Here is a 23484-nt window from a genome sequence, read left to right as displayed (position 1 = left end):
CTCAACAAAAGCAAAAAAACGCAAAGAAATATTACAAACGATTATACCACTGTTTTATAGAAAATGATATACGTTTTGTACCATTTTGTTAATTTTTATATAACATTTGGTGTAATTTAATTACTTGTGAGTAGTTTCGTTTATCGCGTTAACACCTTAGTTTAGGTTGTGAGTCGATTTCCCGGTTCAACAACCAGACGATGGTTCATGTCTTGTTTTTTTACGCTTGTGGGTAAATGCGCGGACGAAAAAAAATGTTAATGAAAGCATCAGTTAACCGGAAAGTAATCTGATTAATTGCATACCTTAAGATGAAATTGTGTTGACTTTTTTGTTGACAGTCTTGATAATGATTTTTTATATCCTGTTTCTTACGGTTCACCATAAAATATGATGAAGGACATGGTTGATATTAAGGTTAGACGATTTTTTTATAGTTCCACTATAGTTTTCCTCTTTATCGGGACCGCATGTTTGGCGGCGTTTGCGGCAGATGATACGGCGTCTTCTCCGCCTCTCGATTTCACCGAGTCGGTTTTCCCGATTTTTGAACGCGCTTGTCTGGATTGCCACGGTGAGAAACAACAGCTGGCCAACCTGCGCTTGGATGCGAAAGCCGCAGCGATGAAAGGCGGTTGGAGCGGCGCGATTATCCAACCGGGGAAGCCGGACGAGAGCCTGCTGGTTGCTCGAATTGCGGGCGATTCGCAGGGGCCGCAGATGCCGATGGGCGCTGACCCGCTTAGCCCGGAGGAAATCGCTGCGATCACGGCGTGGGTGGAGCAGGGCGCCGTTTGGCCGGATGAGGTGGGCGTAAAGCAAGCCGTGGTAAAAAAACATTGGGCGTATCAGCGCCCCATTTTGCCGCTGCCTCCATTGACCTCAAACCCGAAGTGGGCGAGCACTCCGCTTGATCGCTTTGTTTTGAAACGCCTGGAAGATGAAGGCTTGGCGCCGTCGCCGGAAGCCTCGAAAGAAACCCTGATCCGTCGCGTCTATATGGACCTGACCGGACTGCCGCCGAAACCCGCTGAAGTTGACGCGTTTCTCGCCGACAGTTCCAGCAATGCGTATGAAAAGGTTGTGAATGAACTGCTGGCGTCGCCGCATTATGGTGAGCGTTGGGCGTCGCATTGGCTTGATCTGGCTCGTTATGCGGACTCGCACGGTTTTGAAAAAGACCGGGCGCGCGAGATTTGGGCCTATCGCGATTGGGTGATTGAAGCCTTCAATGATGATATGCCTTATGATCAATTCTCCATTGAGCAAATCGCCGGCGACTTGTTGCCCGGCGCAAACCGCAATCAAAAAATCGCGACCGGGTTTAACCGCAACACAATGATTAACGAAGAGGGCGGCGTCAATCAGGAACAGTACCGCGTTGAAGCCGTCATTGACCGCACCAATACGACTGCCTCTGTTTGGTTGGGGAGCACGCTGGCCTGTGCGCAATGCCACAACCACAAATACGACCCTTACTCGCAAGAGGACTACTATCGCTTCATGGCGTTCTTCAATAACCATGCGCCGGAGATTCGCCAGATTCAAAGCTTTGAAGCGCAAGCAGACGGCCCGACGGTGTCGCTTTTTTCTGACGAAGAACGGCGCTTGATGAATGAGTTGAACCCACAGATTGCCGCACTCGACAAAACGCTATCTACAATAACGCCCGAACTGGAACGCGGCATGATGCAGTGGGACCAGCAAGTGCGCTTCGATCAGGTTTCCTGGATGGCGTTAGTTCCCGCAAAAGAAAAACAACCGCCGGCGGATGTCGCGGCGATTATAAAAACGCCGATGAGCGAACGGGACGCGAAAGCGATGAAACGGCTGACCAGCCACTGGCTTTCGATTGCGCCCTCGCTTGACGTCGCAAGAAACAAACGCGCCCGGTTGGCGGAGAAACTGCCCAAGCAAATTGCGACCACGATGGTCATGCAAGAGATGGAGCAACCGCGAACGACGCATATTTTGAATAAAGGCAGTTATCTCTCGCCCGGTGAAGAGGTTTCGCCGGACGTTCCCCGCGTGTTGCCGCCGCTGCCGCCGGACGCTTTGCGCAACCGCTTGGGGCTTGCGCGTTGGTTGGTCAGCGAGCGCAATCCACTGACCGCCCGCGTTTTTGTGAACCGGGTCTGGGGGCAGATTTTTGGTTATGGAATCGTAAAAACCCTGGATGATTTTGGTTCACGCGGCGAAGCTCCAGTCAACCAGCCCTTGCTCGATTATTTGGCAGTGCGTTTCATGCAGCAAGGCTGGAGCATGAAATCGTTATTGTATGGAATCGTAACGTCCGCCGCGTACCGCCAAGAATCGAAAATGTCGCCGGAACTTTGGGAACAAGACCCCGACAACCGCTTGCTTGCGCGAGGCCCGCGTTTTCGTTTGCCTGCGGAACTGATTCGCGATCAAGCGTTAGCGGCGAGTGGATTGTTAAACGAAAAAATGGGCGGGCCGAGCGTGTTTCCCTTTCAACCCGAAGGCATTTGGCAAATGCCCTACAGCAATGTCAAATGGAAAACCAGCGCGAACGGCGATCAATACCGTCGCGGCGTTTATACGCACTGGCAGCGCACCGCGCCCTATCCTGCGATTGTAACCTTTGACGCAACCAGCCGCGAGATTTCCTGTACGCGCCGCATTCGCACCAACACGCCGTTGCAAGCGTTGGTGACGTTGAATGACCCCGCCTATTTTGAAGCCGCGCAGTCGCTGGCGCGGTTGATGATGAAGGCTGGGCAAGACCAAACCGAATTGGGAATCGAATACGGCTTTCGGCGTTGCGTTGTGCGAAAACCCAACCGGATGGAATCCAAGCGGCTGATGGAGTATTACCAATCCATGCTTGTTTTTTATGGTGAACACCCGGATAAAGCGCAGCAAGTGATTGGCGTTGAAAGCAAAGAAAACGCTGCGGCGCTAGCGGCGTGGACTATGACCGCCAATGTAATTTTAAATTTAGATGAGACCCTGAATAAAACTTGATTGAGGATGTCGCCGCAATGAAAAACAAAGCACGCGAGGCGCCGTTGCAAACCGTTCGCGACGTTGAAGAGACGACGCGGCGTTATTTTTTGAAAGAATCAGGCCTTGGTTTGGGTGCGCTTGCGCTTACGTCTTTGCTGCAAGGCTCCGGCTACGCAGCGCCGCAGGCGCCCGCAAACCCATTGGCTGCGCGCGCGCCTCATTTTCCCGCTAAGGCGAAGCGCGTTATCTTTTTACACATGGCGGGCGCGCCGTCGCAATTGGACTTGTTCGACCCCAAACCGACGCTCAACAAATATAATGGCGAACCGTGTCCTGACGAGTTTTTGAAAGGCGACCAGTTTGCGTTTATTCGCGGGACGCCAAAATTATTGGGATCGCCGTATGAGTTTAAACAGCGCGGTCAGTCGGGCGTCGTCATCTCGGAACTGATGCCGCACCTCGCAGAAATCGCCGACGACATTGCGGTCGTCCGTTCGATGCACACCGACCAGTTTAATCATGCGCCCGCTCAATTGTTTATGTTGAATGGATGGTTTCAACCAAACCGGCCCAGCATGGGTTCCTGGTTGACGTATGGATTGGGTACGGAAAACAGCGACCTGCCCGGCTATGTCGTACTGACTTCGGTCAAGCAGCCTGACGGGGGCAAGTCATGTTGGAGCAGCGGGTTTTTGCCAACGATTTATCAGGGCGTCGAGTTCCGCTCGCAAGGCGATCCGGTGTTGTTCGTCTCGAACCCCGACGGCGTTCCCCACAATGTTCGTGAAGAATCCATCGAAGCCATCAATGATATCAACCGCCTGTCGTTTGAAGAAATGGGCGACCCGGAAATTCTCACTCGCATGGGACAATATGAAATGGCGTACCGGATGCAAAGCAGCGTTCCCGAACTGATGGACGTTTCGCAGGAACCGCAAGCCATCCATGAGATGTACGGCACGAACCCCGGCAAGGCGTCGTTTGCGAACAACTGTTTGCTCGCGCGGCGACTGGTTGAGCGCGGCGTGCGCATGGTGCAACTGCATCATTGGGGGTGGGATTCGCACGGCACCGGCGAGGGCGACGACATCATGCACTCGCTTCCGCAACGCTGCAAAGAAACCGACCAACCGATTGCGGCGCTCATCAAAGACCTGAAACAACGCGGCCTGCTAGATGAAACGCTGATCGTATGGGGCGGCGAATTTGGTCGCACTCCAATGAATGAGGCGCGTAACGGCTCGACGTTTTTTGGACGCGATCATCACCCTCACGCGTTTACTATGTGGATGGCGGGCGGCGGCGTGAACGCGGGAACCACCGTCGGCAAGACCGATGATTTGGGATATCACGTCGTGGAAGACCCGGTGCATGTGCATGACTTACATGCGACGATCCTACGGCTCATGGGCTTAGAACATAAAAAATTGACTTATCGTTTTCAGGGCCGCGACTTCCGATTGACGGATGTATTTGGCAATGTTGTCGATAAGTTGATTGCATAAACGACATTTTATAAACATTTATTTTTGTAGTTTGTTAGGATTCCGTTAGAGTGGTTTTACTAAGTAGCCGTTACTTATACACCTCGTTTTTTTCATCTTTGTTGATTCACAATTATTAGAAGTAATTTGCCTTTTTTTAGAAAAAGGCATTGTTATGTATGTTTTTTTGTTGCGAAAGAGCAAGGGGATTATTTTTCTTATATAAAACTAGATGAGTTATTCAGAGTAAATGTTTTGTTATATAGGTTGTTAGTTCTTCGTTAATCTGATTTTTATGTATTCATTTTTATTGTTTTTCCTATATTGTTTTCATGATTCAAAAATATTGCGTCATCATCTTTGCTAATACATCAAAAAAATAATAGGTTTTGGAGGTCAGTATGCGTAAAGTTTTTCGTTTTACTACGGTCGCTGCAACAGCTTTTGCGTTGTGCGCTATGGTTAACACCAGCCAGGCCCAGGTCTTTGTAGAAGAAGATTTTAACACGGGCGGTACGGCTGGCGCTGAATCACGTGGTTGGGAATTCACAAGCAACGAGTTTGTTACAGAAACAGGCGTTGATTTTGGCGTCGCAGAACCGACCGCAGACATCTGGCCTGCTGGTCCTGCACCGAGTGCAGACACCGGCGTCGAGTATCCGCCCATGGCGAATGGTCTGCCGACCAATAGCCCGTTCTTGTTCTCTGACTCAGACAAAGCTGGCGGCTCTGATGATATTGGCTCGGGCGCTCAAGTCTCCGCGCTTTCGCCCAGTTTCAGCACAGTCGGCGGCAGCGGCACTGTCTGGTTCCATGCGGACGCGGCGATCGACATCAACAACAATGGTGAAGCGTTTGCTTTTCTTGATGTGTCAACCGACGGGGGCGCAACCTGGCAACACGCCTGGATCGCCGTTGAACCTGAACGCGTAATCGATGCGTTCAACACCCCAACCGATGTGAATGGCAACCCGACGGGTTCGGCATTGATTGACGGCTGGCCTAGCATTGGGCCGGACCCGAACAATCCCGCTTCGTTGAAAACCTTTGCGGGGATTCACGGTCGTTGGCATGTTCCATTGCCTGCTTCCGTTGAAAATCAGGCGGATGTTCGTATTCGCCTTGGTTGGCATGAAACAGCGGACGCATGGTGGTATGCAGTTGATAATGTTGTTATCGATAACACGCCTCCTCCGACAGGTTCCGTTGAAATTCTGACTGAAGATTTCGAAGGCGGAATTCCAGCCGCATGGAACAACGAAAACCTGAATACCGTTTCGGCTGATCCATTGAACGATTACTACGGCATTCCTCCCATCGTATGGGATACAAAAGGGATCGAAGACCCTGAATTGCCAGGCGAACCCTTCAAACTGATCAATGGCGTACCTGTCTTTATTGACCTGTTGAAACAAGCCGAATCGTTTGACGTTGTCATCGATTTGGAAACCCCGGACGCCGATTTCAACCCCAAGGGCATGACCGACGGTGGTTGGTTGCTCATGTTAGCGGGCCAGGGTTACGCTCTGTATCAAGAAGGACCGTTTGGAACGCCTGATGGTTCCGAACCTGAAACTGCTGCTTTAGATACTCCGTCACTCGACTTGAGCAACGCAGTTGCAGCTTACATCGATTTTGACTCTGAATTTTTGGCTGGCACTACTGGCGCAAAGTCATACAAAGTGCAAGTTAGCGTTGACGGCGGCGATTTTGAAGATATTTTCGATTATCTGGGCGCCCTCATGAACTATGGTGAAGCGCCGTTCTTCGATCACCACTATCTGGAAGTTCCTCAAGCGGCGGGCAGCAGCAATGTTGTCTTCCGTTTCTTTGCATCGGCATCTGACCCAACAGACGAAGCCGCGCCTGACTTCCCCAATGGCAATGATGACATGGAAGGTTTCTGGGCGATTGATAATGTTCGCGTTACTGCGGATACATCAACGTCAGTCCCGAATTGGGAACTGTTCTAATTTGGTCTCGTCAATTGAGTTGATGGTTTGATAATCGAGGGGATGAGTAGTCATTACTCATCCCCTTTTGTCTTTCATTCAATGAAAATATTTTTCTTCTGGATGAAACAAAATGACTGTACGGATATTTGTAAAGAACTATAATTAAATATCTTCAACAGAACCCTCATCCTTGACGACGCTCACCAGAAGAAAACATAAAACCTGCTTGAGGTGAAATAGATGCGCCGCACAAAGAACGCTTTTACATTGATTGAGTTATTAATTGTTGTCGCGATTATTGGAATTTTGGCTGCGATTGCGGTGCCCAACTTTTTGAACGCGCAGTTGCGCGCCAAACTCGCCCGTGAAACATCGCAAATGAAAACCATTTCTGATGCGCTCGAAATGTACCGGATGGATAATAATTCGTACCCAAACGACCATGATTTGGATAATTATGCAGGCGGCCATGAGCATGGTCTCTTCAGTTTGACGTCGCCAATTTCTTATTTATCAAGCGTACCCCAACAAGTGTTTGCCAACAGAGACCTCGCTGCGACATTGGGTTTCGGCGACACCAATGCGTATGCAAGCAACGGTCGGCCTGATTATGAAATGGGCACCGGCGCTGATAATGGTTGTCCCGATTCGCCTCAGTGCGTTCAGGCTTGGAGTTTGAACGGACTCGGCCCTGATTCAGATGACGATATTGGCGCACACGACTCGTTTCCATTCGGCGTTCATATTCGTCCGTTTGATGTCTCCAACGGCTTGCTCTCCAATGGCGACAGCTGGCGAATTGGCGGTGAATTTCAACGCGGCTGCTTCTCGGTCGGGTTGTTGCCTGGTTCGATTAAGCAATATAGCGGCGGTTGCTAAACACGGTTTAACAAAACGAGTGTTCAAAAGGCTGAGGGATTTTTCCTTCGGCCTTTTTTTAGGTTCTTCCGTTAATTGGATGCTTTTTTATACATTGATTGAAATTTCGCTGCATGTGGCATGGGTACACCTCTGCTCGCTTCAGTGCGGGCTTTCAGGCCCTTATGCACAGGCGCTCCCCGAGTCGCACCCATGCCTGAATTGGTTTGTCAATTATTGATACGCCGGGATACGTTTTCATAATCAAAAACATGACCATCCATCAATGTAGGTACTCACTTACCGGATGAACCTTTTTTTATTTCGGGGCTTGTAATCAAACTGGCTTCTGATAAGGTACCTCCATCATCTCCCTATTGGGTGGCCGCATGTCGCGGCTGAAACGGGAAGCCGGTGAAAGTCCGGCGCGGTCCCGCCACTGTAACCGAAGCAGAGCGCTTCAATTGCCATTGTCCGGCGTTCGGATGAGAAGGCGAAGCGCGACATCTTCGGAAGCCAGGAGACCGGCCCGATAGGCGATGTCACCTCTTCGGGGACAGAGAGAGTGGCACGCGGAATTTAATCGCGCACGCCCGGTTTCTGAGAAGAGGCCGGGCGTTTTTGCGTCCTGCCTGCGCGATTTCCGCTTGAACCTCACTTTTGTTTCCTGCGGCAAAAAGAAAGGGAATCAAATGAAAGTCGTATCAGTATTGGCATTGAGCATTTTGTTGTTCGCCGCAGTAAATAGCTGGGCGCAGAACCGCGCCGGAATTCTGATTCAAAATTCCACCGGTGAAACGATCTCGCGTTGCGTTGAGTTTGAAGACGCGTTCCTCACGGTGGAAGACCTGTTGGAGCGTTCGGGATTTCAGTTAGCCACGCAGAGTTCCGAATTTGGATCATACGTTTGTTATCTGCATGACGACGGCGCGGCGAATTGCGACGCGCATCCTGATGGATGGTTCTGGAACTTCTTCGTGAGTGAAGACGGCGCTTGGGTTTCGGCTCCGGTGGGCATTTCAAGCGCGACGGCGCAAGACGGCTCGATCTTTGGGTTCGCTTTTGGCGCCTGGGGCGAAGTGGAACTGCCGGAGTCGTCGTTCGAGGCGTTATGTGAATACGAAAACCAGGCGGGCCTCGTCATCAATCACCTTGATGGTTCGCGTACAGTTCGCGTGGTGGACTTCTACGGCGAGACGCTGACCGGCTTTCAACTCTTGCAGCAAAGCGGGTTGGACTTAGTCGCGGCGCATTACTCATTTGGCTCTGCGGTTTGCGCGATTGATGGAGAAGGGCATCCGTCCGACAATTGCTTCGGCGACTTTTCCGCAAGCGATCCGACGTGGGCGTTGCATGATCTGAACGCGAACGATGAGTGGGTTTCATCAGCGGTCGGCGTCGGAGATCGCCTCGTCTACGGCGGGCAGGTTCAAGGTTGGCTGTTCGGTCAATGGGGCGACAGCCCGCAGCCGATTACTCATGAAGAAGTGTTCAATTCACAATCATCGGTCGCTGGCTGGTCGTTGTTACGATAGGAACGAATTCGATGAAATATATAAGCAGCCTAATCGCATTTTCTACGATATCGCTTTTTAGTTTGACTGTGACGGCGGTTGAGTTTGATACGCCTCTTACTCTGGTTGAATCCACAAAAGCGTTGGAATTTGCACGTAATCCACGCGGCGCATTGGGCGTTGATCAACAGGGACGAGTGCATCTTACATACTCGCTTCCTGATGGTGATATGCCCGGCGACCAAATTATGTATGTCTCATTTTTGCAAGAACAAATTGAGACGCCAGTTCGCGTTGATAACGAGACATTCGGTGGAAAACATCCTTTCATGGTTGTGGCTCCAGGCGGCGATGTTACAGTGATTTGGCAGGACTACCGAAATGCAACCGCAGCGGGAAACTTCATAGACAACATCGAAATTTATCTTGACCGGATGCCTTTGGATGGATCATTTTCCGATTCGGATGTACGCATCAGCAATACCAGTGCAGGGCATTCCGGTGACAATGGATATACGCCGACGATTTCGATTTCTCCAAACGCAATAACCTATGCTGCGTGGTATGATTTTTCGTTAGATGGCAACAATTCGAATATCTATGTCCGTTCAAACAGCAACGGAGAATTCAGCGACGTTGGGGGAATCGAGCCTTTCCGTATTACGGGTGAAGACTTGGGAGGCGATTTGACTTCACATTGGATGCCTGATGTTGCGGGGATGCTTGACGGCGCCTATGTTGTATGGGGCGTTCAAGATAATTTTCAGAGTTATCTTCGCTTGCAGGGCCGTATGGTGAATGCCGATGGGTCGCTGGGAGAAGTCGAAGCCATCACCGAAGACGCGTCCACATTTTTTGACCCGCCGCGTATCATTGCCAATGAACAGGGCGAAATTTTCCTGGCGTTTTCTCAGCGGGTAGACGGCCTGAGTCATGTGTATTTGATGAAGCGTTCAACATCAGGCGCATGGTCAGACGCTGCAATGATTGACGACGGTTCGCTGAGCGCGTCGCAACTGAGCGTCGTCAATGCAGGCGATCAGTTGTACGCGGTTTGGCAGGAAGACCTCGGCGGCATCTTTCAGGTGGTGTTTGCCGTTGTTGATCCGAATACATTTGAAGTTTCTGAACGTATATACCTGAGCGGCGACTTTGATGACGCCCGTACGCCGACGATTGGCGTTCAGCCGATGGCAAGTGGTTTTGGGCAAATCTCAGTTGTATGGATCGAGCGTGATGATGAAGGAAATCGAAGTATTGTACTTCGGCAAAAAGTAGGCTCCGTCGTCGATAACTGGGATTTACACTAAGTTTTGATAGTGTCTTGAAAATGTGAGATAACAAACGGGGCCGCGTTATGCGGCCCCGTTTGTATACAGGCTACGAATTATGTAAGCATCAATAGAGCATATAGTCATTGATCGCAGTGGGCGGTTCAGGGGCGTCTTCACCCAACGAATACGCAATGATGCGGTTCATCAAGTCGATGCCCTGGTTGCTCATATTTGTAAACGTACCGCTCCACAGTCCCAAGCGAATTCCCGGGATGGTGTTGCCGTCTACCGTGCTGCCCGCCTCAATGACCCATACCGCAGCGTTATTGGGTTCGCCCGGAGGAGTGGCGAGAATGCGAACGCCTTCAGGCGGGTTCGACCAGGCGATGCCGCCTTCTTCGCGAAATACTGTTAAGAGACCTAAATCAAGCCCCTCTGTGATGGGGTGGCCATTGTCGATGATTTCTAAATCTGTACTCGTCGTAAAATCAAAGACGGGGGAGAATGAAAAATCGTCATACAAGAAACTCTCGTACGTTATGAGAGGTTCCGGCGCATTAACATGGTAGTTCATCCCGCCAATGTTTCCTGATCCGACTGAGCCGCTCACGATGGCCATGTCGACGCCGGATAAATCTGCTGGACGTTCAAACCCGGGCGTGTCGCCGTCATCAATTTGAATTATCTCTAAGCCAAATTGGTTTCTTAAGTGTGAATCCATGATCAGGTCGGCTAATTCTTCGGCCTCGACGTTAATCATGTGATAGACCGTCTTACCCGATGAAGCAACCGCGTTGCCTTCTAGTACGATTGAATCGTTTCCGCTCAGTTCGATGGGTTCTTCGCCTTCAATGTTTAGTGTGCCCGTGATGATTGCGGTCTTGAATGTGTTTCCTTCATTGGAAGGAGCCGTGAGAGTGTAAGACAAAGTTAATTCTTGTGATGTCACTCCTGAAATATCCCAAGAGATGCTTCCATCTGCATTTAAAGTTGCTGCGCCGCCGTTGGCATTTATGTTAGACGCTGTGAATCCAGTGGGAGGCGTTTCTGTAATCACAACTGAAGATGTGAAGTCGCGGTATATGATTGAAATTTCGACAGTGGTTTCGTTTTCGCCACGCGCGAGAAATCCATCGGCGATACTTCTGCCGGAAATTTGAGAGATGCGGGTAAAGGCGTCGAAATTCGCGATATCAATATTCGGATTCGTCGTGACTGTTAACCAGTCAATGCTGGCGCCGTCTTCCCGGTTCGCCAGATAAATGGTATGCATTCCAGCCGTGAGTTCGAACGGGCGAGGATCATTGTTGGGGTCTTCTTGCTCAACCCAGTCGGCGCCCCAGGTTTTGCTGTTTGTTATGTTCCATCGGCTGTCGTCGGCGCCGCTTGGAAGCGCATCCATTTCAAAGTGCCACGAATCGCTGTTACCGTCTTCGCCGCGAACGAGTCCAAATAAATAATACGTTCCTGCTTGTTGAATATTAATTGGCAGCGAAACGACATGATTGACGGTGCCGTCAGTGTCAATTACGGTAATACCAGATGTGCGCGGGTCTACGCCTAAGCCAAATCCACCAGGATCGGCTTCCCCTAATTCACCGCCTGATAAAGTTCCTGGCGTACCATCTTCAAGTTGTAAGACGGTTGTGAAAAATGGATTGACGTCGATTGGATCTGTTACGCCGCCAAACTGCGGTGTGCCTGCCGGCAATACCGATACGCCGCCGATGAAACTATCAACGGGGATGCCCGTACCAATAAAGGTTCCAGGAAACGCCACAACGGAGCGGTTTGGAAATACGATGTCATAGGTAAGAGTCGCGTCGCCTGACAGGCCGGATAATGTCCATGTCATTACATTATCTTCAGTCGCGACTTCACCGGCGGAGGCTTGAACATTGCTTACAATGGAACCGACGGGAGCGATTTCCTGGACCGTTCCGTCCGCTGTTGAACCGGCGCGGACACTGGCTTTGACCGAAACGCCGGTCATGCTCATGCCAGGTGCGTAATCAGATGTCGGAAATGTGCGGTGTACGTCTAACGGCAGTTCATCAATTGAAACATTCGAGAAATCTGCGAGCGCGCCATTGTCGCTAACCGCTAAACCAGCCAGCACAGAGTCTTTAGTGAACTGGATGACTTCGCTTTGAATTAACTCTTCGCTGCCGTCAGAGTTCACCCGGTAAAAGTGAACACTGTCGCCCGCTCGAAGTAGACGGACTGTCACTGTGGTATCGTCTTCAAGGTCGCCGTCAAATGTCGAACCGCCGCCGTCAATCGTGCGGATATGAGGCCAAATATTAAAATCGTTGGTCATCAAGAGTGATGCGTGCGCATCGCTGTCGCCATTTCCGTTACGGACCATGACGCCGCCTCTACCGCCAATGACGTCGGGGTCGGCTTGAATGGAAAAACTGCCAGAGAGTTCACTATAGGCAAAGTGAAAATTATCGGGGGCAATTTCATTCATTTCGCTGGTTAGGGCGTCAAGCGAATAGACGCCATTATCAAACTCAGCCAGCCCAAGCACAGCATCAGCATCGCCGATATCTTCGCTGGTATCGAAGATGCCAACTTGAGCGAATGATGTGTATGAAACGAGTGCTACAATAGCGAATAAAATTCCATATTTGAGTTTCATTGTTTCTCCCTTTAGAAAAAAAATGTATAGACAATATGAAAATATGCCTGATAAAGAGATGTTTGTAAACCGGAAAAGAAAATTAATGCAATATAGCGAGTGTTTTTCGTTCGGGTGCGGCAGGGATGAAAAAGAAAGCGGCGAGAGAAATTCTCTGTCACCGCTGATGATTTATTCTTTGATTGATTTTTTGAAGAAGACATCCCGTAGAGTAACAAGTTCGGCTTCACTCATCTGCGGCGAGTATTTTTGAAGCGCTGCATTGATCGATTTCCAATTGCGTTGAACGGCGTTTTCGTATCGGTTATGCGGTAAGAATTGAAACATCAATATGGTTTCACCGTTTTGAATGCGGTTCCAAGGGCGCTGCTGGGATGTGATTTTTAATTTTTGCTTCAGCGCATCTACGTTTTGCATTCTGATTTCGTCAATTTTTAAAATCACAAAATGTTTTTCAAGAATTGCCACCGCGCTCTTGTCGGCGACAAAGTCATCAAGGTGATTTGACTCAAACGTAGGGGCGTCAACATAATATGTCCATAATGGGTTGTTGGCTTTATGCGCTGTTTCCTGTGCGCGTTCATATTCTTCGACTGCGTCTCGCGGCGCGGGTTTCCATTGATTGAGAAATGCCAGGACTAATTTAGGATCGTGACCGCGCCCCTTTTCTAATGGGACGGTGGATTGATGCGTCACTACGCTGCCGTCCGGTTCGATTACGGTTAAGAAGGGGACGCCTTGAATCTCGGCGCCGAATTGCTTTTCGATGCCGCGATTGGAGCGCACGTCCACATACACGATCTCGTATTCCGAATGCAGCGTTTTGTTGATTTCAGGGTCTGACTCATACAAGTGATGCAGGTAGACGCACCAGGTGCACCAGTTGCCGCCGTATTGCAACAAGACGCGCTTGCCGTCGCGTTGGGCGCGGGCGCAGGCCTGGTCGATGAGCTCTTGGGCGTTGCCGCTTTCGTCGTAGAAAGAGGGCTTCGCAGCGGCTTCTTCTGCGATACAGACTTGAGCGCAGAAAATGACCGTGAGTAAGTAGATACAAATACGCTGAGAGCAAGCGGCGGGTGCATTCATGTATTTTTCTCGTGGATTCAAGGGTCGCAAGTCTTACGAATCAGGATTGCAATCGTTTGCAATAGAAAATTGAAATTAACTTCACTTTTCAAATTATCCTTTATGGCTTCTGGTTCCACAGCATTTTTTGTACTTCTTTCCGCTACCGCATGGGCACAAATCATTTCTACCCACCCTGGTACCAAGGTTCACTGGAGTCCCCTTTGCAAATAAATCTCCATTCTCAACTCTGGATACATGACCCGGATTAATAGAGTCGAGTTGGCGAACAAAATCTATGGGATCACCGTGCGGCATCATAAATGAAACCTGCATTAATCCTGATGGGCTCCTTGTGATCGAAAAATCACCCAGCGAAATGATGTCCATCCCAATTAAGACATCAACACCATCTTTTAATTCGACACGATTAACTCTTACGCCATTTACCCCTAATCGGTGCGGTAACGCCATGCTGATCAAATGAGAGGTTGTAGACTGAACTCCACCCGCTGTCCCGACGTCGCACATACCAATTGTTGTTAATCCACATTCATCTACAACACGCTGAGTTACAGCCGTATTTGTGGCTCCAGTATCCCATATTGCGTTGTATTTACAATGAACTTGATCCGGTGCAGGAGGCTTATCGTTAGGGAAGGCTCTCGAAATTAATACTTCAGTAACTATAACCCTGGGATCGTGAATCTCTAAAGTGAAGGCGCGAGCATTGGTATTTAACGGGCTCATAACCAGTTATGATTAACGTTCGAGAAATATGAGGCTGTATACGCGCTTGTTCCGGGTTCGCATTTTTGAAGAATATAAGTCCCTTCTTCTTCTATACCATCAAGGTTAGTGATTGCGTCAAGTTCATTATCATATGTACCAACTACTACACAATTCTTGATAGCAATTACTTTGTTGGGGTATTTTTCTACTAAAACCCTTTGATTTTCTTTAAAAAACTCAAATTCCTTCTCTAACTTAATACCCATAGCCGTGACTCTTTTCAACACAAACAAAACTATTCTAGGTACTCCCAACTACATAGTATCGGATAACTTGGTTAAAAGTCAACTTATTTGATTTATTATACTGTATGCTAAACGATGTTGCAGCGCGTTTTTAACCAACTTTATTCAATAGAAGAAATGCGGCGGAAATTGCGTGCTAATTAAGTGTGTAGAGGGTTGAAGCGTGTCGTAAGTTTAAGCCAACGAGGGGGATCGAACCCCTGACCTACGGTTTACGAAACCGTTGCTCTACCGTCTGAGCTACGTTGGCGAATTTGACGTGTTTTATGCAGCGCAGAAAAGTATGGCGTTGCCCCGCATGACGGTCAAGGCTGTTGTATCAAGTCTCTATTATCCCATGCCCAACTTACGTTTTATCTTGCTGCGCCAGCTGGTATCACGGGCGGCGTCGGCCTGGATTTGTTGCTCGCGGCGGTAGTCTAAAATCACCGGCGGCTCTTCGCCGTCGCCGCTGCGGACGGGGTTCTTACACCACTCAATGAGTGCGCCGACCGTGCGGGGATAGGTATAGCTTTCTTCGAATATTTTGCGGGCTTGCTGAGAGAGGTTCGCCAGTTTTTCGGGGTGATTGGCCGCAAGGATGATCTCACTGGCCATCAGCGCAGGGTTAACCGGCGGCACGGTCAGCGCGGCCCCTTTATAAAACAAAATCTGGCTGATTTCCGTCATCAGGGATGTCAGTATAGGAACGCCGCGCGCCATCCATTCGGTGATGCGGTTGCGTGCGCCGATTAAACTTTCGTTGCAGATTAAATCACAATTGATGCCAAGATTGGCCTGTTGATAGCAGGTTTCTAATTTCTCGCGTGGAACCCATCCGCGTAAGTCGAAGCGGTTTTTGAATTGTGACGCGTTTACCATTGCTTCAAATTTTGGATAGGTCTTCTCATCGTGCCCTTCAATCAGGCCTCCGGTTCCTAGAAAGCGGATGCGGGGGTCTTGCTGCATCGCAATTTCGAGTGTGCGGTAGAGGGTTTCAACATCGCACCATAGGTTATAGCCTCCGCAGAAAAAGACGGTGAAGGGATCGTCTTTACTGCGCGTCGTATGTTGGTAGGGCGTGTTCGGGTCCCAGGCGATGGGGATGGTGGTTGCTAAATCTTCTCCGAAAGTTTTGTGGTTCAAACGGCCCATCGCGCCCAGTTCGCCAGTCAACGCCATTCGTTGGCGCTCGGATGTGACCGAAAAACGGTCGCCGCGAAACAGGGCGGGGCGGTGGATGTTCCAAAAATGATGAATATAACCCGGTTCGTTGTAGTGATACGCCTTGGCTTGGGCTTCGCCCATCGGGTAGCCGTGGATGTCGGCCCAAACCGGAAGGTTTCCGGCGACGGCGCAGGCGCGTGAGGCGGGGTAGTCGCAGGCGCCGATGATGGCGTCGGGCTGGTGTTTTTCGATGATTTGGCGCAGGTAATCGTCATTGGCGAAACATTTGGTTTCGTGGCAACTGTAATAGGTTAGGTTGTCGCGGGTGATGATTTCTTCATCCGGGCGCGGGGCGCCGGCTGAGTCGGTCACCCGCATACAAACCATGACCACTTCAAAGCCTTTTTCGAGTAACGGCTGGGTCAGGTGCCAGGCGCGGTTTCCACCGGAATGAAATGTCTGCGAATTTTCGATCGCTAAGGGGCCGATGCCGAGTACGAGGATGCGCTTCATAGTGCTTCTTTCTCCATAGAGGGCGCTGGCTGTGGTTTTTCGGCGCCCTCGCGCAATAGTCTATCAAGAAACAGCGATGACCGCGACCGGCGCCCGATATGAAATTCCAGATGGGAATGTATTAACCGTTGGATTTCGACTTGTTGTTGTTGGGAGAGGCGCAGCGATGGCGGTTCTTTCGACGACGCCAGGTTGTTTAGCGCCATAATTGAGCCTGCGTGCATGACGACGCCGTTTTCGATTTTGGAGTCGCTCGCGGTCAGGCGCCCCTCGGCGGCGTTATAGATGTGGGTCTTGCCTTCGACGGCGCCGGACAGGTTGGGGTGCAGCCCGGCGTACCGCAACAAGCGCCATTGATAAAAGATGAGGTCTTCTTTGCTGGCCGCGTTTTGGTTCCATCTTGCGAACGCTTGCAGGACCAGGTCCCACACTGCGAGATTCGATTCAAAGTCGTGGCTGAGAAAATCGACCCATTCCGCCAGGCAGGAAGCGAAGGCCATTTTGTTGAGATCGGTTTGCAGCGTGTTGTACGATTCGACAAGAGAGACTTGAGTCAGCGTCCAGATTTCCTGATCGCGGTTTTTGGCGTAGAGGATGGCGTGCAGGCGGTTGAACGACTGGGTGACGCCTGCTGAGCGGCTGGTGGTTTTCATGACGCTTTTAGCGGAGACGGCGATCTTTCCGCATTCTTTGGCGAACAGGGTGATGATCGCGTCTGAGTCGCGCATCCGCCGTCTGCGTAACACCACCGCTTCAGTATGAATTAACGGCATGAACGATGCTTTCTAAATGCCAAACGCCCCTGCGGCGTTTATTGAATTGTGTTTCCGTTTCAAGATAACCCGGATTACAAATTATCATAAGAACAACTTGTGGGAGGTCAAGTTTATATTCATTTTAGGGTAGGGATGAAACGGAAAAATATTTACATTTATACTTAGAATGTGATATATTTTCAAAAAAAGCGCAGGTGAACATCATGCGGTCGATACAGATACTCTCTTCACTTTTGGCATTTACGTTCTTTCTCTGTACAGCAGTGTTCTCTCAAGAAGAAAAATCTCTCGCGGATGAAGTGGATATTCTTTATGCTCAATGGGGGGAGGAATGTGAATCCGTTAAGTTTTCATCGAATTCTTATGATTATTACAAGCAGCCTAGCTTTCAAGAAATCATTCAAAAGGGAATCAAAGTGATTCCGGTTTTAATGAGAAAAGTTGAAAAGAACAACAACCTCGGTGGATTGTGCATAATGCAGGGAATCGAAGACATTCTGGATATGAAATTTGTGAGCAAGGGGCCGATTCATTATCTTGGAAGCGATGATCTTCTTTATTGGTGGGAGACGGAACGGTTTGAAATTGAGGACCGCTTTAATGAACTGTATGGACAATGGATTGCGCTGGATAAAGAGGAAAAATTCAAAAAGCCTTTTACCTTCGATTGGAAAAAAGAATACGCCGATGAATTTGCCAGAATGAATGAGGCGTTGAAGAGACATCATGAATTGCCGGAGGAGCAACGAGATAAAGAAAATGTAGACATCAACAAGTATCTCGTTGAATATAAAAAGGCCATGAATCGCTGGAGAGAGATGCCGGAAGGGCCTGAGAAAGAACGGCTGCGTCCCTACAATCGCACGACTTATCAACGCTTGCTTGACTTTGGGATTCCCGCGCTGCCTTTTGCCATTCAAAAAATCAATCAGGGCGACTACGACTTGTTCGAAGCCGTGATGTTATGGACGGATTCTGCCTTGCCTGAATTCGCCGCAGAGAAGCAACAGGATTGGGGTTCAAATTCTATTGCTAAAAAAGTGGATTTGTTAAACCAGTGGTGGGAAGCGAACCAGAAGCAATATACGCTACCGGGAAAATATGTGATTGACCCGGCCTTAATCAAAGCGATGAGTAAATAAAAAACGCCGCCGGGATCGACATTTCGATTCTCCGGCGGCGCTTTCGATAATTTCTCAGCGGTCATGAGTCTGTCTGCTGCGCTTAGAGGACGTCCCCCGTCTTCTCGAATCATTCCCAATTTTTTGATACCGCTGTTAGGTGAATTCTATGGATGAAGCCTGCGGGGTCAAGAGATTTTGCGGCAAATCCATCCCATTTGCGGTATTTTCGCCACACGCTTGTTTGGAGTGTTTGGATGAAACAAAACGCCCCTCTCCCTGCGGTAGGAAGAGAGGCGTATCAATCATACGAATTTCTACTCGAGGCTAGTTGAGCATCCAGTCTGAAACGCTGGAGGCGCTGGGGCCTGCCTTGAGATTGTCAAAGCGCGCATGGTGCATCAACGACATGTTTTCAAGCGTATCATTATACGCGGCGCGGTAGTGTAATCCCGCCGGGCCGAATGGGTAGGACGAATCCTGCACTTCGGCGAGTACGCTGCCGTCGACGCTAAAGGTAATCGTTCCATCAAGATACTCAACGCGCAGTCGATGCCAACCGCTTTCTGTCATCGTGGTTTCAGCAAAATCTTGCGCATACCCGGCGATGCGGTTTAACACGTAGGTGTTGGCGTTGTTTGGCGCATATTTGCGGGCGATAATTTTTCCTGTATCCGACTCGAAAGTGAGCGCATATCCACCGGAACTGCCGTTCGAGTTGGTGTCGCCAAAGGCGTCTAGCGAAACAATGTGGGGATTAAAAATGCTGCAATGGATTCCCAACGAGACTTGGTCGAACATCGTCTCCGGCGTATCGTCACGCATTTCTAAGTAGGCGTCGACTTCAGCAAAGTAATTCGTGTCAGCGTCTTGTCCAAATGCCAGCATGTCCCAGGAATAGAAGCCGCCTACTTCGAGGGCGTAATCAGGGCTGGTTGCGCCATCCAAGGTGTTCGGCTCAATGGGGCCCATCATGGTTTCGACGCCTTCGCTTTCAGGGAAATTGACCGTGAAGTAAATATCATCATGTACGCTGATGACGGGGCGCGTATCGCCCGCTTCACCGTCGCGCCATTGGCGGGAGCCGCGATAGACGATATTGCTGTTGACTCCGCCTTCGTCAAACGGGTCGGTAATCACCGCGTTTTCCAGGCTTTGGTAGGGGCTGGCGATCGCGGAGAAGTCTTGTGCATAGGCTACATCGAATGAAATGACCGTTTGCGCCGCCGGGCTAAATGCGTAATCGGCCGCCACGGGAACCAAGCGGTATTGTTTGCCCTGCTCAAAACTATCAAATGAATAATTTCCATTTGCGTCTGTTGTTGCTTGATATTTTGATGTTTGGTCATAAGCCAACACTTTAACATTGTTGACCGGTTGACCGTCTTGTGTGATTGAACCTGTGACGGAAAGAGCGCTCTGATCATTGGTCAAGCGAATATTATCGACGCCGAAACTTCCAACCTGGTTGTCCTGGTCTCCAATCACGACCAACGATAAGGCGACGATATCTGTGCGGTCTGCATCAGGTTCGGCTGTGCCGTAACCGTCATCCCATTCTTCTTCGCTGAATGAATCCAGCGACAAGGTGACTTTTCTCCATTCGGGATTGGTAATGCCCGGGATGCTGAATTTGATGCCCCGGTTTCGGCTGTCATATAAATATACGACAAAGACTAAATTCACTGGGTCCGCCGTCTCATCGCCGCGAAACATCAGGTCAACATTTTTATAATCAGCAACGTTGATGGCGCCGTTCGGGAAGGTTTTTCTGATTCGGTTATGCCACCATTTCACTAGCAGATCGGCGTCAATCCAAAGATAGTTTGATCCCTGAGGCGCGTCGGACGTTTCGAGATAATGAAACAGGCCCATTTCTCCGCCTGCGAGTGAGAAGGCCCAGTTTTCTTCGACGTCAATATCATCGACGTAAGATTCAAAGTCATCGACGAGTAACGTCTGGGCGCTAACAGTGACGCTAAACAAAAGGGGGAGTAGCAGCAAATACTTTTTAAACATGAACATTTTCTCCTTTAGGATGGGTAAATCTTGGTGATAACAGTAGAAGCGTGTCATGCGAATCTATTTAATTTCTGTTCATAATTAATGGTAGTTTAATTTGGGTTTTCGTGTCTAGTATTGTGGAGAATATTATTGAAATTCTCCCTGTTTTTGTTGTGATTTTATATGGATATTTTCTTTTCTTTTAATTCGTTATGGTTCAGAAATAATGTGTATGAATTCGGTCGTGATTCTCGATCTATTCCTATTTGATACGAAAAAAATGATGATTAGACCAGCGGCAATTCAAAGAAAGCCGAATCCTGTCTAAACTGCAATGCTATGAATCAATCCAATCGTTATCCAATCGCTGATTTTTGGGAACTGTGCCGCCCGTTTACCTTGCTTGCGCCGTTTATGGGGTTTGTCTGTTTTGCGCTAGCGGGTTGGAGCGGTCAGGGTGAGATTTCTCTGGGCGTCGTCGCGCCGGTGATTTTGATTGGCGCGCTTGCGGCGGCCTGTTTAAACGCGGCGTCAAATATTATCAACCAATATTATGATCTCGAAATTGATCGCATAAACAAACCAACGCGACCGATTCCATCCGGGAGAATTTCTCCAAACGCATCCTTGATCGCCTGCGTGATTTTATATGCGCTGTCTGCATTGCTGGCGTATTGCCTGGGCATGCAATTTTTTGTGATCGTTTTGTTTACGCTTTTTTTGACGTATGCCTATTCCGGCCCGCCGTTTCGCACCAAACGGCACTGGCTGCTGGCGAATTTGACGATTGCGATTCCACGCGGCTGCCTGCTGGTCGTCGCGGGGTGGACGGCGGTGCGCAGCGCCTATGACGCCGAGCCGTGGATCATCGGCGCGGTATTCGGCCTGTATATTTTCGGCGCGGCGACGACGAAAGATTTTGCTGATATCAAAGGCGACCGCCAGGGCGGTTGCATCACGCTGCCGATCCGGTTTGGCGTACGCCAGTCGGCGTATATGATCGCGCCGTTTTTTGTATTGCCGTTTGTGCTTTTATTTATGGCGGGGTTCTTCGATTGGCTGGCAGTATGGCGCATTGGATTGATGGCGCTGTCGGTTTTTTTATCGGTGTGGGGCGGCTATGTTGCATATCTCATTGTGCGCAAGCCGGATGAACTCGCGACCGAAGCCAACCACGTCTCATGGAAACACATGTATCTAATGATGGTCGTGGGGCAAGTTGGTACGGCAGCCGCGTATTTTCTAAACTAAAAAGGATTTTTGATGAGCGCTCCCGCTGTTTTGTTTTGGAAACGCTTTGTCCGAAAACCCTCCGGCGTAATCGGCGGCGTGATCTGTTTGTTCATTGCGTTTGTCGCATTGTCGGCGCCGCTGCTAACGATCTATGATCCCATCCAGCAAAAATTAGAAGACAGCAAACAAACGCCTTCCGCTGAACATCTCATGGGGACCGACGACGTTGGGCGCGACATCTTTAGCCGGGTGGCGCATGGCGCGCGTATTACGCTGAGCGTTGGGTTTATTGCGGTCGGGATTGCGTTGGCGCTCGGGACGCCGCTGGCGTTGCTTTCCGTCTGGGGAGGCAAGCGCATGGATTTGTTTGTCTCTGGATTTATCGACGTGTTTCTGGCGTTTCCCAGTTTAGTTTTGGCGCTGGCGATTGTGACGATTTTGGGGCAGAATCTGACCAACGCGATGGTCGCGATTGGCATTGTATACATGCCGCGTATCGCCCGCGTTTTGCGCGGCGCGGCAATCTCAGAAATTGGTCGCGATTACGTAGCGGCGGCTCGTTCGTTGTCATGCAGTACGCCGCGCATCCTCCTGCGGCATGTGTTGCCGAATTGCCTGCCTGCGTTAATGGTGACTTCGACGCTGTATCTTGCTTCTGCAATTCTCGAAGCGGCGGCGCTCAGTTTTTTGGGATTGGGCGCAGAGCCGCCCGCGCCGGAGTGGGGCCGTATGCTCTATGACGGGCGGCAGTTTTTGTTGCAGGCGCCGTATATGACGTGGTTTCCTGGAATGGCGATTTTTATCACCGTGTTGGGAATCAATCTTCTTGGCGATGCAGTCAATGACACGCTGGGCGGGCGTTGAGAGTATTCCGTGTTCAAAACATTTCTACTTATAGTATAGGCTTGGGTACATCTCTCTTCGCTTCGGTGCGGGCTTGCCGCCCTTTTTGCACAGGCGCTCACAGAGACGCACCCAAGCCTATATGATTTCAAAATTGATTCTGGTTCCAAAAATGAAATGTTGTTGGGTGCATCTCTCTTCGCTTCGGCGAAAGAGAATTGCCATTGTATTTCACCATGAGGGGCAAGTAGAATAGATTGAGAAAGACTGATGAAATATTGAGGTTGTGTAATGTTGGATATTACCCCCATGTTGGATGGGTGGAATTATGACCCGGATGAAATAACCGTCCGGTTGGTCGAAGGACGGGACGGCAAACCGAAAATTCAAATGCGACTTGATTTGGGTTTGCTGCAAATGAATTACGACGGGCGCCCGGACGGTAAGCGTCCGAATGAATTTGAATCTATTTTTCATTACTATCAAAACCAGTTAGAGACGCACCGCCGCCAGTTTGGCAGCGACAAAGGGTTCTTTCTGGATCCCGATGATTGTGAAGCGATTTCCAGCGAAGCCCTGCAATACTATTACCGCTATCTGAGTTTGTTTCATTTACAGGAATACACCGCAGTCATTCGCGACACGCAGCGAAACCTGAATGTGTTTGAATTCGTAAAAAAATATTCGGAGACAGAAGAAGACCGAAAAGCGCTCGAACAGTATCGCCCTTACGTGATTATGATGTATACGCGCGCGGCGGCCCACCTCGCATTGGAAAAAAATGAACCAGCGGAAGCGGCGCTGCGGGTCAAAGAGGGCATCGACCGCATCAAAAGGTTCTTTATCGAAACGAACCGCCCCAAGATGGTTCGGCGGAGCCGCGAGCTGATTTTTCTGAAAGAACTATTGAAGGAACTTCCACATTTAGAAACCGACCCGGTGCGCGAGTTGCGGCAGAAAATGCGCGAAGCGGTTGACCGCGAAGACTACGAAACCGCAGCGGAAATCCGCGACCAAATTCGGCGACTGTCCGGCAAAACGTCTGGCTGA

Annotated in this window: 17 protein-coding genes, 1 tRNA gene and 1 riboswitch; of the genes, 10 read left to right on the top strand and 8 right to left on the bottom strand. The window is 49.8% G+C overall.

From position 1 onward, the window contains the following. Window positions 1-402 precede the first annotated feature (402 nt). The 6 genes from P9L94_03060 (at window position 403) to P9L94_03035 (ending at window position 10088) form a co-directional block, all read left to right on the top strand. Window positions 403-2985: a DUF1549 domain-containing protein gene (locus tag P9L94_03060; GenBank protein ID MDP8243035.1), complete on the top strand. Its 2583-nt coding sequence runs from the start codon at window positions 403-405 to the stop codon at window positions 2983-2985. Between the two features lie 17 nt (window positions 2986-3002). Then, window positions 3003-4472 (top strand): DUF1501 domain-containing protein, encoded by a 1470-nt coding sequence (locus P9L94_03055; GenBank protein ID MDP8243034.1) that lies wholly within the window; start codon window positions 3003-3005, stop codon window positions 4470-4472. A gap of 380 nt (window positions 4473-4852) precedes the next feature. Beyond that, a complete protein-coding gene (locus P9L94_03050) occupies window positions 4853-6424 on the top strand; it encodes a hypothetical protein (GenBank protein ID MDP8243033.1) in 1572 nt (523 codons plus the stop codon). Window positions 6425-6646: 222 nt separating this feature from the next. Next, window positions 6647-7285, top strand: a complete 639-nt coding sequence (locus P9L94_03045; GenBank protein MDP8243032.1) for a prepilin-type N-terminal cleavage/methylation domain-containing protein — start codon at window positions 6647-6649, stop codon at window positions 7283-7285. 341 nt (window positions 7286-7626) lie between these two features. Beyond that, window positions 7627-7812, top strand: a riboswitch (cobalamin riboswitch). Window positions 7813-7956: 144 nt separating this feature from the next. Continuing rightward, entirely contained in the window at window positions 7957-8799 is an 843-nt protein-coding gene (locus P9L94_03040; GenBank protein ID MDP8243031.1) for a hypothetical protein, read from the top strand. Between the two features lie 11 nt (window positions 8800-8810). Continuing rightward, the gene (locus tag P9L94_03035) at window positions 8811-10088 is read left to right on the top strand and encodes a hypothetical protein (GenBank protein ID MDP8243030.1); all 1278 of its coding nucleotides are present in this window, start codon (window positions 8811-8813) and stop codon (window positions 10086-10088) included. 88 nt (window positions 10089-10176) lie between these two features. Here P9L94_03035 and P9L94_03030 read toward each other — a convergent pair whose 3' ends face one another. The 7 genes from P9L94_03030 to recO form a co-directional block, all read right to left on the bottom strand. Then, entirely contained in the window at window positions 10177-12696 is a 2520-nt protein-coding gene (locus tag P9L94_03030; GenBank protein MDP8243029.1) for a hypothetical protein, read from the bottom strand. 171 nt (window positions 12697-12867) lie between these two features. Then, window positions 12868-13782 carry a thioredoxin family protein gene (locus P9L94_03025; GenBank protein ID MDP8243028.1) on the bottom strand — a complete coding sequence of 305 codons (915 nt, stop codon included), beginning with the start codon at window positions 13780-13782 and terminating at the stop codon, window positions 12868-12870. Between the two features lie 93 nt (window positions 13783-13875). Next, a complete protein-coding gene (locus P9L94_03020; GenBank protein ID MDP8243027.1) occupies window positions 13876-14511 on the bottom strand; it encodes an SEC-C metal-binding domain-containing protein in 636 nt (211 codons plus the stop codon). Beyond that, complete coding sequence (locus P9L94_03015; GenBank protein MDP8243026.1) at window positions 14508-14759, bottom strand: hypothetical protein; 252 nt, start codon at window positions 14757-14759, stop codon at window positions 14508-14510. Before P9L94_03015 ends, P9L94_03020 begins: the two co-directional genes overlap by 4 nt. Before the next feature lie 216 nt (window positions 14760-14975). Continuing rightward, window positions 14976-15048: transfer RNA gene (locus P9L94_03010), tRNA-Thr, on the bottom strand. An 80-nt stretch (window positions 15049-15128) separates the two neighbouring features. Further along, entirely contained in the window at window positions 15129-16457 is a 1329-nt protein-coding gene (locus P9L94_03005) for a glycosyltransferase (protein ID MDP8243025.1), read from the bottom strand. Further along, window positions 16454-17230 carry a DNA repair protein RecO gene (gene recO, locus P9L94_03000; GenBank protein MDP8243024.1) on the bottom strand — a complete coding sequence of 259 codons (777 nt, stop codon included), beginning with the start codon at window positions 17228-17230 and terminating at the stop codon, window positions 16454-16456. Before recO ends, P9L94_03005 begins: the two co-directional genes overlap by 4 nt. 206 nt (window positions 17231-17436) lie before the next feature. Between recO and P9L94_02995 the strand changes: the two genes are divergently transcribed. After that, window positions 17437-18375, top strand: coding sequence for a hypothetical protein (locus P9L94_02995; GenBank protein ID MDP8243023.1), 939 nt, complete (start codon window positions 17437-17439; stop codon window positions 18373-18375). Between the two features lie 306 nt (window positions 18376-18681). Here P9L94_02995 and P9L94_02990 read toward each other — a convergent pair whose 3' ends face one another. Continuing rightward, window positions 18682-20373, bottom strand: a complete 1692-nt coding sequence (locus P9L94_02990) for a carboxypeptidase-like regulatory domain-containing protein (GenBank protein ID MDP8243022.1) — start codon at window positions 20371-20373, stop codon at window positions 18682-18684. Between the two features lie 324 nt (window positions 20374-20697). Here P9L94_02990 and P9L94_02985 point away from each other — a divergent pair, with 324 nt between their 5' ends. From P9L94_02985 to P9L94_02975, 3 genes are all read left to right on the top strand, one after another. After that, on the top strand, window positions 20698-21609 hold the full coding sequence (locus P9L94_02985) for a UbiA family prenyltransferase (protein ID MDP8243021.1): 912 nt from the start codon (window positions 20698-20700) through the stop codon (window positions 21607-21609). Between the two features lie 12 nt (window positions 21610-21621). Further along, window positions 21622-22455, top strand: coding sequence for an ABC transporter permease (locus tag P9L94_02980; protein MDP8243020.1), 834 nt, complete (start codon window positions 21622-21624; stop codon window positions 22453-22455). 270 nt (window positions 22456-22725) lie between these two features. Further along, window positions 22726-23484: a UvrB/UvrC motif-containing protein gene (locus tag P9L94_02975; GenBank protein MDP8243019.1), complete on the top strand. Its 759-nt coding sequence runs from the start codon at window positions 22726-22728 to the stop codon at window positions 23482-23484.

Source organism: Candidatus Hinthialibacter antarcticus (assembly GCA_030765645.1).
Taxonomy (GTDB): domain Bacteria; phylum Hinthialibacterota; class Hinthialibacteria; order Hinthialibacterales; family Hinthialibacteraceae; genus Hinthialibacter; species Hinthialibacter antarcticus.
This window is presented reverse-complemented; position numbering and strand designations above follow the sequence as displayed.

Excerpts from the sequence above, each read along its gene's own strand:
- P9L94_03040 (MDP8243031.1), top strand. The coding sequence starts at position 7,957 with ATGAAAGTCGTATCAGTATTGGCATTGAGCATTTTGTTGTTCGCCGCA.
- P9L94_02995 (MDP8243023.1), top strand. The coding sequence starts at position 17,437 with ATGCGGTCGATACAGATACTCTCTTCACTTTTGGCATTTACGTTCTTT.
- P9L94_03035 (MDP8243030.1), top strand. The coding sequence starts at position 8,811 with ATGAAATATATAAGCAGCCTAATCGCATTTTCTACGATATCGCTTTTT.
- P9L94_03005 (MDP8243025.1), bottom strand. The coding sequence starts at position 16,457 with ATGAAGCGCATCCTCGTACTCGGCATCGGCCCCTTAGCGATCGAAAAT.
- P9L94_03045 (MDP8243032.1), top strand. The coding sequence starts at position 6,647 with ATGCGCCGCACAAAGAACGCTTTTACATTGATTGAGTTATTAATTGTT.
- P9L94_03060 (MDP8243035.1), top strand. The coding sequence starts at position 403 with ATGGTTGATATTAAGGTTAGACGATTTTTTTATAGTTCCACTATAGTT.
- P9L94_02980 (MDP8243020.1), top strand. The coding sequence starts at position 21,622 with ATGAGCGCTCCCGCTGTTTTGTTTTGGAAACGCTTTGTCCGAAAACCC.
- P9L94_02975 (MDP8243019.1), top strand. The coding sequence starts at position 22,726 with ATGTTGGATATTACCCCCATGTTGGATGGGTGGAATTATGACCCGGAT.
- P9L94_02985 (MDP8243021.1), top strand. The coding sequence starts at position 20,698 with ATGAATCAATCCAATCGTTATCCAATCGCTGATTTTTGGGAACTGTGC.
- P9L94_03030 (MDP8243029.1), bottom strand. The coding sequence starts at position 12,696 with ATGAAACTCAAATATGGAATTTTATTCGCTATTGTAGCACTCGTTTCA.
- P9L94_03055 (MDP8243034.1), top strand. The coding sequence starts at position 3,003 with ATGAAAAACAAAGCACGCGAGGCGCCGTTGCAAACCGTTCGCGACGTT.
- P9L94_03050 (MDP8243033.1), top strand. The coding sequence starts at position 4,853 with ATGCGTAAAGTTTTTCGTTTTACTACGGTCGCTGCAACAGCTTTTGCG.
- P9L94_03025 (MDP8243028.1), bottom strand. The coding sequence starts at position 13,782 with ATGAATGCACCCGCCGCTTGCTCTCAGCGTATTTGTATCTACTTACTC.
- P9L94_02990 (MDP8243022.1), bottom strand. The coding sequence starts at position 20,373 with ATGTTTAAAAAGTATTTGCTGCTACTCCCCCTTTTGTTTAGCGTCACT.
- P9L94_03020 (MDP8243027.1), bottom strand. The coding sequence starts at position 14,511 with ATGAGCCCGTTAAATACCAATGCTCGCGCCTTCACTTTAGAGATTCAC.
- recO (MDP8243024.1), bottom strand. The coding sequence starts at position 17,230 with ATGCCGTTAATTCATACTGAAGCGGTGGTGTTACGCAGACGGCGGATG.
- P9L94_03015 (MDP8243026.1), bottom strand. The coding sequence starts at position 14,759 with ATGGGTATTAAGTTAGAGAAGGAATTTGAGTTTTTTAAAGAAAATCAA.